Source organism: Pseudoalteromonas sp. SR45-6 (assembly GCF_014163545.1).
GTDB classification, from domain to species: domain Bacteria; phylum Pseudomonadota; class Gammaproteobacteria; order Enterobacterales; family Alteromonadaceae; genus Pseudoalteromonas; species Pseudoalteromonas rhizosphaerae.
In genome coordinates this window covers 1-723 of sequence record NZ_JACJDM010000159.1, presented here as the reverse complement: position 1 = coordinate 723, position 723 = coordinate 1, and the positions used below count along the sequence as shown (strand labels likewise).

Genomic DNA, 723 nt, shown 5'->3' with positions numbered 1-723 from the left:
CGTATCAGTGGGTTAAGAAACAATTACGCGCACACATAACCAATCAGCTAGTACAGCTTTATCATGACGATACCTTAATCGCACAGCATCCGCGCTCACATCATTTAGGTGGGCATACAACACAGTCTCATCATATGCCTCTGGCGCATCAAAAACAGCATGAGCAGTCACCGATAAATTTACGCTCATGGGCATTAAGTATTGGGGAGTATACCCACCAAGTTATTGAGTTACAGCTCAGTGGACGGCGTCACCCCGAGCACGCTTATCGCGCCTGTTTAGGGGTGTTAAGTTTAGCTAAAACTTATTCAAAAGAACGGCTTGAGCAAGCGTGTTATCGCGCAATCATAATGAATACGACCACACTCAAATCAATTAAGCAGATGCTGAAAAAGGGGTTGGATCAACAACCGTTACCCACACAGCAAACAGAGCCAGAAAAGCCAATTAAGCATGGCAACATACGCGGCACACAGTATTACCATTAAGGAAATGAATCATGATAAACACCATTAACCAGCAACTTCAACTACTCAAGTTATCCGGTATAAAGCAAGCACTCAAGCAACAGCTTGAACAGCCCAATCTATATCAAGAACAAAGCTTTATAGAGCGCGTCAGTTTATTGCTCACTCATGAAATTGATACGCGTGAGCAAAGAAAAATCGACCGGCTAGTGCGACACGCTAAATTCCGCTTACCGGCTCAGTTAAATCAACTGAT

The 723-nt window shown here is 43.7% G+C and carries 1 protein-coding gene and 1 pseudogene; both read left to right on the top strand.

Features of this window, described 5'->3' with window-relative positions; all coding sequences use genetic code 11:
- Positions 1–488 (top strand): annotated as a pseudogene (locus H5158_RS22665) (IS21 family transposase); the annotation flags it as partial.
- Between the two features lie 11 nt (positions 489–499).
- Positions 500–723, top strand: a 224-nt coding sequence (locus tag H5158_RS22660) for an ATP-binding protein (protein WP_182740981.1), incomplete at its 3' end; no start/stop codon positions are given.